Source organism: Amycolatopsis sp., assembly GCF_036008905.1.
GTDB lineage: Bacteria > Actinomycetota > Actinomycetes > Mycobacteriales > Pseudonocardiaceae > Amycolatopsis.
This window is the reverse complement of record NZ_DASYMU010000076.1, coordinates 1-10168: the sequence shown is the minus strand read 5'-3', so window position 1 is coordinate 10168 and position 10168 is coordinate 1. Positions and strand designations below refer to the sequence as shown.

The window sequence follows — 10168 nt, the reverse complement described above, 5'->3', positions numbered from 1 at the left end:
GATCTCGTAACAGTGTTAGAACACTGTTACGCACTCACGACTGGGCACGGACGGCCTTTCGCCACAGGTCGAGGGTGCGCATGTTCGCCAGTGACTCCGCCCAGGTGACGCCCGGCGCTTGCCGGTCCGCGATATGCGCGGCGACGTAGTCCGCTTCGCGGGCGAAAAGTCCTTGCGTCGCTTCGACTTCCAGTACCTCGGCGTCCCCTCCCGTCGGTGTCACGACGATCTCCGAGACGCCCGGTTCGCGCATGTTGTGCAGCCACGGCGGGTTCGCGATGTACAGCTGCCCTTCGCTGCCGTAGACGCGGATGTGGTCGTCCTGCCGCAACCGGAACCCGCACGAGATCTGCGCGACGATGTCGCCGGGCAGCCGGAGCAGGCCCATCGCGAACTCGTCGACCCCGGTCTCGGGAGTCAGGCGAGCCATCCCTTTGACCTCGCTCGGGACCACGGCCTTCTCCCCAGTCGCGGCCTCGGAAACCAGCCGTGCCACCGAAGTGCAGTACCCGCCGACGTCGAGGATCCCGCCGCCACCGAGCGCCGGGTCGGTCAGCCGCGCGGCTTCCGCGCCGCCCGAGTCGTAGCTGAAGGTCACGTCGACAGCCCGGATCTCACCGAGCGCGCCGGCCTCGATCAGCTCGGTCATCAGCCGGATCTGCGGATGGATCCGGTACATGTACGCCTCCATCAGGAAGACGTCGTTGCGCCGCGCCACTTCGATCACCGACTCGGCCTCGGCGGCCGTCAGTGTCAGTGGTTTTTCGCACAGCACATGCTTTCCCGCTTCCGCCGCCTTGATCGCCCACTCGGCGTGCAGCGGATGCGGGGTCGACACGTACACGACGTCGATGCCGGGGTCGGCGAGCAGTTCGTCATACGAGCCATAGCTTTTCGGGACGCCGAAGCGCTCAGCGAACGCGGCCGCACGCTCACCGGAACGGGCGGCGACGGCGGCCAGCGAGCCGGTTGCGCTCGCCTTGATGCCCTCCGCGAATTCGGCGGCGATCGAGCCGGCCGCGAGCAGTCCCCAGCGCAGGTTCATGACAGCGACTCCGGTTGGGTAGCGCGATCGCGAGTGGAGGAATAGAGGAAACTGTCCGGAAACCGTTCCGCCGCAAGCACTTCGCCGACGAAGATCATCGCCGCGCGCGTGATCCCGGCCTCGCGGACCTGGCCCACGATGTCGGACAACGTTCCGCGCAGAACCTTTTCGGAGGGCTGACTTGCCTGTGCCACAACGGCAACCGGGCACACGGCACCATAAAGGGGGAGCAGCTCCTCGACGACCTGCTCGATCCGGTTGATCGCCAGATGCAGCGCCAGCGTCGCGCCGCTCTTCGCGAACGTCGTCAGGTTCTCGCCGTCCGGCATGGCCGTGGACCGCGCCTGCGCCCGCGTGATGACCAGGCTCTGCCCGACCTCCGGCACGGTCAGCTCACGCTTGAGCACCGCCGCCGCGGCGGCGAACGCGGGCACGCCCGGCGTCACCTCGTACGGCACGCCCGCCGCGTCCAGCCTGCGCATCTGTTCCGCGACAGCGCTGTAGAGCGACGGGTCGCCGGAGCAAAGCCGCGCGACATCGTGCCCGGCTTCGTTCGCCTTGACGAGCAGCGCGATGATCTCGTCGAGGTTCAGGTTCGCCGTGTCGAGCAATTGTGCTTGCGGCGAGCAGAACGCGAGCAGCTCGGTCGGGGTCATGCTGCCCGGGTACAGGCAAACCTCGCACCGCGCGAGGAGGTCGCGTCCGCGGAGGGTGATCAGGTCGGCGGCACCGGGCCCGGCGCCGATGAAGTGCACGGTCATGGCGCAATACTCCACTGCGTGACGGTCCTGGCCGGGGTCCAGCCGGTGAAACCGCCCAGCGGCGCGGCCTGCTCGACCGACAGCCGGACCAGCTCGCCGCCGTGTTCGCCGTACGCGCGGGCCAGCGCCTGCTCGGATTCCAGCGTCACGCCGTGCGCCACGATCCGCGCGCCGGTCGGGAGACACGCGTCCAGCACCCCGGGAACGGTCAGCCCGCCGCCGACGAAGATCGCGTCGGGTTTCGGCAGGTCAGTGAGCGCTTCCGGCGCCGATCCGAGCACGACTCGCAGCTCGGGGACGCCGAGCGTGTCAGCGTTGCGGCCGATGCGCGCGGCGCGTTCCGGGTCCCGTTCGACGGCGATCGCGCGGTTCGACGGATGCACGCGCGACCACTCGATCGCGACACTGCCCGCCCCGGCACCGACGTCCCACAGCAGTTCGCCGGGCGTCGGGGCTAGCCGGGCGAGAGCGCTGGCGCGAAGATCACGCTTGGTGAGCTGGCCGTCGTGCTCGAAGGCGTCGTCAGGCAGCCCGCCGACCAGCGACAACGGCGGCCCGACGCACTCGATCGCGAGGACGTTCAGCGCTGTCGAGTCAGAGTGATGGACACGCTCATCCGGCCCGCCCAGCTCCTCCAGCACAGTCACGCGACTCTCCCCGTAACCGCGCGCCTTCAGCAGGTCGGCGATGGCCGACGGCGTCGAGCCGAGCACGAGAATCCGCCGACCCGGGGCGAGCACCCGGTTCACCCGGTGGACATCACGCCCGACCACGGTGACGACCTCGGTTTCCTCCGCCGGCCAGCCGAGCCGCGCTCGCGCCAGCGTCACCGACGACAGCGCGGGCAGGATCTCGACGTGGTCGATCCCGAGCCGCTGGACCAGCGTGGTCCCGATCCCGGACAGCAGCGGATCCCCGCTGGCCAGGACACAGATCTTCCGGCTCGCGTGCTCGGCCAGCAGCCCGTCGAGCGCGGGCAGCAGCGGGCTCGGCCACGGCACCTGGAGCGCGCCGGAGGGCAGGTAGGCCAGCTGCCGGGGCCCGCCGAACACCACTTCGGCGTCGGCGATGACGGTTTTGGCCCGCTCACTCAGCCCGGCCCAGCCGTCTGCCCCGATGCCGACGACGGTCAGGGGTGATTTTTCGCGCACTCTCGCACACGCTACCGGAATACGGGCCAGTGCTCCGCCTTTCAGAGCGGGGTGAGGGCCTGCGCTGGGATGGCCGCCAAAGGTTCGAGCAGCGCCTTAAACCGGGCGGTCTGCTGCTCGATGTACTGACGCACGACACTTAGCGGTGCGCCGCCAACGGAGCCCGCGAAGTACGAACCCGACCAGAGCCGCTTGGCCCGGTAGTAGTGGTGCATCAGGTCGGGGAACTCCTGCCGCATCCGCCGTGAGGAGACGCCCTCGCGGGAGTTGACCAGTTTCGACTAGGCCAGTTTGGGTGGGAATTTGACCAAGTGAGCATTCAGGGCGAACACACAGTGTCTACCAGTGCGAATGCCTTCGAGTTCAGCCATAAACCATTGGTAAAGTGTGCTCGTGCAGCTCCGTTACAACTACCGTGTGTATCCCACGCCGAGTCAGCAGCAAGCGCTGGCTCAGTCGTTCGGGTGCGCGCGGGTGGTATTCAACGATGGGCTGCGCCTGCGTCAGCAAGCTCGGGAAGCGGGCGATAAGTACGTCTCGGACGGGGACCTGTCCAAGCAGGTCATCACCCGGGCCAAGGACACGCCTGGACGGGCGTGGCTTTCCGAGGTTTCGTCGGTCGTCTTGCAACAGGCCCTCGCGGATCTGAACGTGGCGTACCGCAACTTCTTCGCCTCGGTCACGGGCAAGCGCAAGGGCCGCAAGGTCGCGCCGCCACGGTTCCGCTCGCGCAAGGACAACCGGCAGGCGATCCGGTTCACCGCCAACGCCCGGTTCGAGGTGCTCGGCAACGGCCGGCTGCGGCTGCCGAAAATCGGCGACGTCGAGGTTCGCTGGTCGCGGGATCTTCCAGCCGAGCCCAGTTCGGTTACAGTAATCCGGGATGCGGCCGGGCGGTACTTCGCCTCGTTCGTCGTGCAGACCACAGACCAGCCGTTGCCCGAAACGGACTCAGAAGCCGGCATCGACCTGGGGCTGACCCACTTCGCGGTCCTATCGGACGGCACGAAGATAGCCGCCCCGAAGTTTCTGCGCCGCGCCGCCCGCAAGCTGCGCCGGTTGCAGCAGGACCTGTCTCGCAAGCAGCGGGGTAGTCAGAACCGCAAGAAGGCCGTCGTGAAGGTCGCCAGGGCGCACGCCCGAGTGGCCGACACCCGGCGAGACTGGCAGCACAAGCTGTCCACGGCGATCATCCGCGACAACCAAGCGGTGTACGTCGAGGATCTGTGCGTGGTTGGTCTCGGCCGGACCAGGCTGGCGAAGTCCGTGCACGACGCCGGATGGGCATCGTTCACGGGCATGTTGGAGTACAAGGCCGCCCGGCATGGGCGCACGTTCGGGCGGGTGGACCGATTCTTCCCCTCCACCCGGATGTGCTCCGGCTGCGGTCGGATCAACGAGAAGATGGATCTGTCGATCCGGTCGTGGGTGTGCCCGTGTGGCAGCATCCACGACCGCGATCACAACGCCGCGAAGAACGTGTTGGCCGCCGGACAGGCGGACAACTCAAACGACCGTGGAGCGCAGGTAAGACCAGCACGTGTGCTGGCACCGCGCAGCGAAGCGGTAACCCACTCGGACGCCGCGCATGGAACGCGCAGCGTGGAGGGAATCTCCGTCCTTTAGGCGGAGAGGATGTCAACGACTGTGCGATGATCCAGGCGACGGACGTCGAGGAACCCGGTGTGATTCCGGGGCGGTCCCGCCACTGTGACCGGCGCGTGCGCTGGGAGTCAGAGCTTGGACGTCCGTCGCGCGGCGGGGTTTCCGTCCTGTCGCGGGCCACCACCAGTGGGCGCGGACACCCACCCCGGCACGAGGAGCAGGCTTGAAGCCGTACCCGTTCAGCGCTGTAGTCGGCATGCAGGATCTCCGGCTCGCGCTGGTCCTTTCCTCCATCTCGCCCGCGATCGGCGGCGTGCTGGTGCGGGGGGAGAAGGGCACCGCGAAGTCGACCATGGTCCGCGCGCTCGCCGGACTGCTACCGAGCGTCACCGTCGTCGCAGGTTGCCGGTTCTCGTGCGATCCCGCGAGCCCGGACCCCGGCTGCCCGGACGGTCCGCACCCTGCCGCCGCGCCGACGTCGAAGCGGCCCGCGAAACTGGTCGAACTGCCCGTCGGTGCCGCTGAGGACAGGGTCATCGGCTCGCTGAACCTGGAGCGCGCGCTCGGCGAAGGCGTCACGGATTACCAGCCCGGCCTGCTCGCCGCCGCGCATCGCGGGCTGCTGTACGTCGACGAGGTCAACCTGCTGCACGACCACCTGGTCGACACGCTGCTCGACGCCGCCGCGATGGGCCGCGCGACCGTGGAGCGTGAGGGCGTTTCCGTGTCGCACGCGGCGCGGTTCGTGCTGATCGGGACGATGAACCCGGAGGAGGGCGAGCTCCGGCCTCAGCTGCTCGACAGGTTCGGGCTGACCGTCGAGGTCGCCTCCAGCCGTGATCCCGAGCAGCGCGTCCAGGTCGTACGGCGTCGGCTCGCTTACGAAGCCGATCCAGAGGTTTTCGCCGCCGAGTACGCGGGCGCCGACTCCGCTCTGGCTGCGGAAATCGAGGCCGCGCAAGGACTTCTGCCGTCGGTGAAGCTGCCCGACGACGCGCTGCGGCAGATCGCGGAGATCTGCGCGTCCTTCGAGGTCGATGGGATGCGCGCCGACATCGTCACCGCGCGAACAGCCGTGGCGCACGCCGCGTGGTCCGGACGTGACGAGGTGACCACCGACGACATCCGGGTCGCGGCGCGGCTCGCGCTGCCGCATCGACGCCGGCGCAACCCGTTCGACGCGCCCGGCATCGAGGAAGAGCAGCTCGAACAGGCGTTGCGGAATGCCCAGCCGCCCGAGGACGACGGCCCGGACGACGACGGCCCGGACGACGACGGCCCCGGCTCGGGTTCCGACGCGCCTTCCGAGCCTTCCGACTCGCAAGGAGACGGTAAGCAGCCCGAGTCGTCCGAAGGTCCCGCCGGTGGGAACCAGAAGACCGTCGGCGCGGGAGCTCCTTACCGTGCAAAGCTTTTCACCGTGGACGGCACCGGCGAAGGTGCGCACGGACGACGTTCGCGCGCGATCACCGACAACGGGCGCACGATCGGCGTCCAGCCGCCGAGTGTCCACACTGGACGCCCGCATCTGGTCGCGACCGTCCGGGCCGCCGCCGTGCATCAGCGTTCGCGAGGACGTTCCGGTGCCGGGCTTGAGTTGCGGCCGCAGGATCTCCGTTTCGCGTTGCGCGAAGGCCGCGAGGGAAACTTGATCCTGTTCTGCGTCGACGCGTCGGGATCGATGGGCGCGCGGGCACGGATGCGCGAGGTCAAGTCGGCCGTGCTTTCGTTGCTGCTGGACGCTTATCAGCGTCGTGACAAGGTCGGCCTGGTGACGTTCCGCGCGGACGAAGCCGAGCTCGCGCTGCCGCCGACGATCAGTGTCGACGCCGCCGCGTCCCGCTTGGAAGCGTTGCCGACGGGCGGACGTACGCCGTTGGCCGAAGGGCTTTTGAAGACGGCGCAGGTGCTTCGGACCGAGTCGATCCGGGATCCGCGACGACGTCCGCTGCTCGTGATCGTCACCGACGGCCGTGCCACCAGCGGTGCCGACGCGGTCGCCCGATCGCATACCGCGGCGGCGATTCTGGCCGGGACCGGAGTCGCGTCGGTCGTCATGGACTGTGAGAGCGGCAAAATGCGACTCGGGCTGGCCGCCGAACTCGCGGCACGCCTTGGTGCGGAACATGTTCCGCTCGGCGAGGTCGCGGCTGATTCTTCAATGGGCGCTGCACTGACGGGCGCGGTGCGCGCGCGGACTTCGGGAAGGGCCGCCTGATGCCGCAAGGGAAACCGGACGTCGTCCCGCAGGACGGGCTGACCACGCGCCAGCGTCGCAACCGGCCGCTGCTCGTCGTCCACACCGGGGACATGAAGGGCAAGTCCACCGCCGCGTTCGGCATGGCGCTGCGCGCGTGGAACCAGGGCTGGTCGATCGGCGTGTTCCAGTTCGTGAAGTCGGCGAAGTGGAAGGTCGGCGAGGAGTCGGCGTTCCGCGCGCTCGGCGCGCTGCACGACGAGACCGGGCAGGGCGGGCCGGTGGTGTGGCACAAGATGGGCGAGGGCTGGAGCTGGGCGCGCAAGTCCGGTACCGAGGAGGACCACGCGGCGAACGCGCGTGAGGGCTGGGCCGAGATCAAGCGGCAGCTCGCCGACGAACGGCACGACTTCTACGTCCTCGACGAGTTCAGCTACCTGCTGAAATGGGGCTGGCTGGACGTCGACGACGTCGTCGAGGCGCTGACGAACCGGCCGGGGCACCAGCACGTCGTCATCACCGGCCGCAGCGCGCCGCCGAAGCTGATCGAGGCGGCGGATCTTGTCGTCGAGATGACCAAGGTGAAGCACCCGATGGACGCCGGGCAAAAGGGGCAGCGGGGCATCGAATGGTAGCGAGGGTGGTGATCGCCGCGCCCGGTTCGGGGCACGGCAAGACCACGATCGCCGCCGGCGTGATGGCGGCGCTGCGGTCGCGCGGGATGAAGGTGTCGGGCCACAAGGTAGGTCCCGACTTCATCGACCCGAGCTATCACGCGTTGGCGACCGGCCGTCCCGCGCGCAACCTCGACCCGTTTCTGCAAGGTGAAGACCGGCTGGTTCCCTTGCTGCTGCACGGTTCCGCGGGCGCGGACATCGCCGTCATCGAAGGCGTCATGGGCTTGTTCGACGGCGCTCTGGGCACCGAGGGCTACGCGTCCACGGCGCATGTGGCCCGGCTGCTCGACGCGCCGGTGGTGCTCGTCGTGGACGCGAGTGCCGCCAGCCGCAGCGTCGCCGCCGTTGTGCTCGGCTTCGCGAACTACGACCCGCGGGTGCGGCTCGCGGGCGTGATCCTCAACAAACTGGGCTCGCGGCGGCACGAGGACGAGATCGTCACCGCGCTGGAGGCCACCGGCGTCCCGCTGCTCGGCGCGCTGCGGCGCTCTGACGAGATCCACGCACCCAGCCGTCACCTCGGTTTGGTTCCGGTCGGGGAGCGCGACGCCGACGCGCAGCGCATCCTGCCGAAGCTCGCCGAGTGGATCTCCGACGGCGTCGACCTGGACGCCGTCGTCCGCGTCGCCAGGAAAGCGCCGACACTTTCCGGGAGCGCCTGGGATCCGCATGCCGAGGTCTCGTACGAAGGCCCGCGCGCGGTGATCGCGGCGGCCGCCGGGCAGGCGTTCACCTTCCGCTACACCGAAACTGTCGAGCTGCTCGCCGCGGCCGGGGTCGACGTCGTCGACGTGGATCCGTTGCGGGAACAGGACTTGCCGGAGGATTGCGCGGGGTTGTATTTCGGCGGCGGCTTCCCGGAAGTCCACGCCGCCGAGCTGTCCGGGAACGCGGCGTTGCGCGCCGAAGTCGCGGGGGCGATCGAACGCGGCATGCCCGTGGTCGCCGAATGCGCGGGGCTGTTGTACCTGTGCCGGGAATTGGACGGATTGCCGATGGTCGGCGCGGTGGAGGCCGCCGCGGTGATGACCAAACGCGGCAAACTCGGCTACCGCAAAGCAGTGTCCCTTTCGGACAACGTGCTCGCCGCGAACGGCCAGCGCGTCACCGGCCACGAGTTCCACCGCACGGGAATCCAACCGGGACAAGGGGATTCCCCAGCCTGGGGCTGGGACCGGAAACCGGAAGGCTTCGCGACGCCGTCGCTGCACGCGTCCTACCTGCATGTGCACTGGGCGGGCTATCCGGAGCTGGCCAGCCGGTTCGCGGCCGCGGTACACGCGCACGCGGCCTTGGTACGCGACCGTGTCTGACTTCGACCTGCAGCATCACGGGGATCGGGAGGTCGGCGAGGGACTGGTGGATCTGGCGGTGAACGTCCGGCTGCCGGTGCCTCCGGCTTGGCTGCGGGCGGAGTTGGCCGCCGCTTTGGACGACTTGGCCGCCTATCCCGATTCCTCCGCCGCCGCTGCGGCTGTCGCCGTCCGGCACGGGCGTGCTGTCGATGAGGTACTGGTCACCGCTGGTGCCGCTGAAGCGTTCACTCTGCTGGCCACTGCGCTCAAGCCGCGGTTCGCCGTTGTGGTGCATCCGCAGTTCACCGAGCCGGAAGCGGCGTTGCGGGCTGCTGGTCACTCGGTGCATCGGGTGGTTCTGTCGGGCGATTTCGTGCTGCGGCCCGAATTGGTACCGGAGGAGGCCGATCTCGTCTTCGTCGGCAATCCCACGAACCCGACTTCGGTGTTGCATCCCGCTGCCGCGCTGCGTGCGTTGATCCGTCCGGGGCGGCTGCTGGTCGTCGACGAGGCTTTCCTCGACGCCGTGCCTGGCGAGCCGGAAAGCCTTGCCTCGCAGGCACTTCCGGGCGTGATCGTGATCCGGAGCCTCACCAAGACCTGGGGTATCGCCGGCCTGCGAGCTGGCTATGTCCTCGCCGATCCTGCCGTCATCGCCCGTCTTCGTGCGGTACAACCACCTTGGTCCGTCTCGACTCTGGCCGCCGTCGCCGTCGTCGCCTGCAGCCGTCCCGCCGCGCTCGCCGAAGCCGGACTCCTCGCCTCAGCCGCGGTCGCCGACCGCGCCTACCTGGTCTCCGGCCTGCGCACCCTCGGCATCGAAGTCCTAGGCGACCCGCGCGCTCCGTTCGTCTTGATTTGTTTGCCGGAAGCCGACAAGGTCCGCCTCCGCCTACGAGAATCCGGCTTCGCCGTCCGCCGCGGCGACACCTTCCCCGGCCTCGACACCACCCACCTACGCCTCGCCGTCCGCGACCACCCCACCACCGACTCCTTCCTCACTGCCCTCGCCACCGCCCTGCGAGATGTCGACATAACGTGATCTCTCAGTTCCTAAGAGATCGCCATCTGTCGACAGATGGCGGAGGTTACGAGCTCAGCGCGACCAGCGCGGCGGCCGCGCCGACCTCGACGCAGGCACCCAGCACGTCCCCGGTGATACCGCCGAGCCGACGGACACAGCGCGCCAGCAGCACGCCCGCCACCAGATAGCCCACGGCCACGGCCAGAACGCCACGCCACCAAGGCAAACCCGGCGCCAAGCTCGCCACGCCCGCCGCCACCACGAATACGGCAGCCGCGACCACAATCGGCACCGACCCAGCGACAGTTGCGCCCAGCCCGGCAGGCCGAGCCGAGGGAACCCCACGCGCGCAACAGAAAGACAGCACGCACCGCCCCACGACCACCCCGGCGACCGCGGCCACCACCCCGTGC

Annotated in this window: 9 protein-coding genes, 1 pseudogene and 1 riboswitch; of the genes and pseudogenes, 5 read left to right on the top strand and 5 right to left on the bottom strand. The window is 69.0% G+C overall.

Annotated elements, in window-relative coordinates:
• Positions 1-34: 34 nt before the first annotated feature.
• From VGP60_RS14435 to tnpA, 4 genes and pseudogenes are all read right to left on the bottom strand, one after another.
• Positions 35-1045, bottom strand: a complete 1011-nt coding sequence (locus VGP60_RS14435) for a Gfo/Idh/MocA family oxidoreductase (RefSeq protein ID WP_327548497.1) — start codon at positions 1043-1045, stop codon at positions 35-37.
• Positions 1042-1806 (bottom strand): precorrin-4 C(11)-methyltransferase, encoded by a 765-nt coding sequence (gene cobM, locus VGP60_RS14430; protein ID WP_327548496.1) that lies wholly within the window; start codon positions 1804-1806, stop codon positions 1042-1044. Before cobM ends, VGP60_RS14435 begins: the two co-directional genes overlap by 4 nt.
• Positions 1803-2957 carry a precorrin-6y C5,15-methyltransferase (decarboxylating) subunit CbiE gene (gene cbiE, locus VGP60_RS14425; RefSeq protein WP_327548495.1) on the bottom strand — a complete coding sequence of 385 codons (1155 nt, stop codon included), beginning with the start codon at positions 2955-2957 and terminating at the stop codon, positions 1803-1805. Before cbiE ends, cobM begins: the two co-directional genes overlap by 4 nt.
• Positions 2958-2998: 41 nt before the next feature.
• Positions 2999-3271 (bottom strand): annotated as a pseudogene (gene tnpA, locus VGP60_RS14420) (IS200/IS605 family transposase); the annotation flags it as partial.
• Between the two features lie 79 nt (positions 3272-3350).
• Here tnpA and VGP60_RS14415 point away from each other — a divergent pair.
• From VGP60_RS14415 to cobC, 5 genes are all read left to right on the top strand, one after another.
• Positions 3351-4583 carry a transposase gene (locus VGP60_RS14415; RefSeq protein ID WP_327548494.1) on the top strand — a complete coding sequence of 411 codons (1233 nt, stop codon included), beginning with the start codon at positions 3351-3353 and terminating at the stop codon, positions 4581-4583.
• A 35-nt stretch (positions 4584-4618) separates the two neighbouring features.
• A riboswitch (adenosylcobalamin (AdoCbl) riboswitch) is annotated at positions 4619-4712 on the top strand.
• A 73-nt stretch (positions 4713-4785) separates the two neighbouring features.
• Complete coding sequence (locus VGP60_RS14410) at positions 4786-6780, top strand: putative cobaltochelatase (protein WP_327548493.1); 1995 nt, start codon at positions 4786-4788, stop codon at positions 6778-6780.
• Positions 6780-7394: a cob(I)yrinic acid a,c-diamide adenosyltransferase gene (gene cobO / locus VGP60_RS14405; protein ID WP_327548492.1), complete on the top strand. Its 615-nt coding sequence runs from the start codon at positions 6780-6782 to the stop codon at positions 7392-7394. The genes VGP60_RS14410 and cobO overlap by 1 nt, the downstream gene beginning before the upstream one ends.
• Positions 7388-8749 carry a cobyrinate a,c-diamide synthase gene (locus VGP60_RS14400; RefSeq protein ID WP_327548491.1) on the top strand — a complete coding sequence of 454 codons (1362 nt, stop codon included), beginning with the start codon at positions 7388-7390 and terminating at the stop codon, positions 8747-8749. The genes cobO and VGP60_RS14400 overlap by 7 nt, the downstream gene beginning before the upstream one ends.
• Entirely contained in the window at positions 8742-9773 is a 1032-nt protein-coding gene (gene cobC, locus VGP60_RS14395; RefSeq protein WP_327548490.1) for an Rv2231c family pyridoxal phosphate-dependent protein CobC, read from the top strand. The genes VGP60_RS14400 and cobC overlap by 8 nt, the downstream gene beginning before the upstream one ends.
• Positions 9774-9819: 46 nt before the next feature.
• On the opposite strand, the gene VGP60_RS14390 is transcribed toward cobC, so the two are convergent.
• Positions 9820-10168, bottom strand: a 349-nt coding sequence (locus VGP60_RS14390; protein ID WP_327548489.1) for an adenosylcobinamide-GDP ribazoletransferase, incomplete at its 5' end; no start/stop codon positions are given.

What these genes read in the sequence shown, in the direction of transcription:
- VGP60_RS14435 (WP_327548497.1), bottom strand. Translation starts at nt 1,045, where the DNA reads ATGAACCTGCGCTGGGGACTGCTCGCGGCCGGCTCGATCGCCGCCGAA.
- cobM (WP_327548496.1), bottom strand. Translation starts at nt 1,806, where the DNA reads ATGACCGTGCACTTCATCGGCGCCGGGCCCGGTGCCGCCGACCTGATC.
- cobO (WP_327548492.1), top strand. Translation starts at nt 6,780, where the DNA reads ATGCCGCAAGGGAAACCGGACGTCGTCCCGCAGGACGGGCTGACCACG.
- VGP60_RS14400 (WP_327548491.1), top strand. Translation starts at nt 7,388, where the DNA reads ATGGTAGCGAGGGTGGTGATCGCCGCGCCCGGTTCGGGGCACGGCAAG.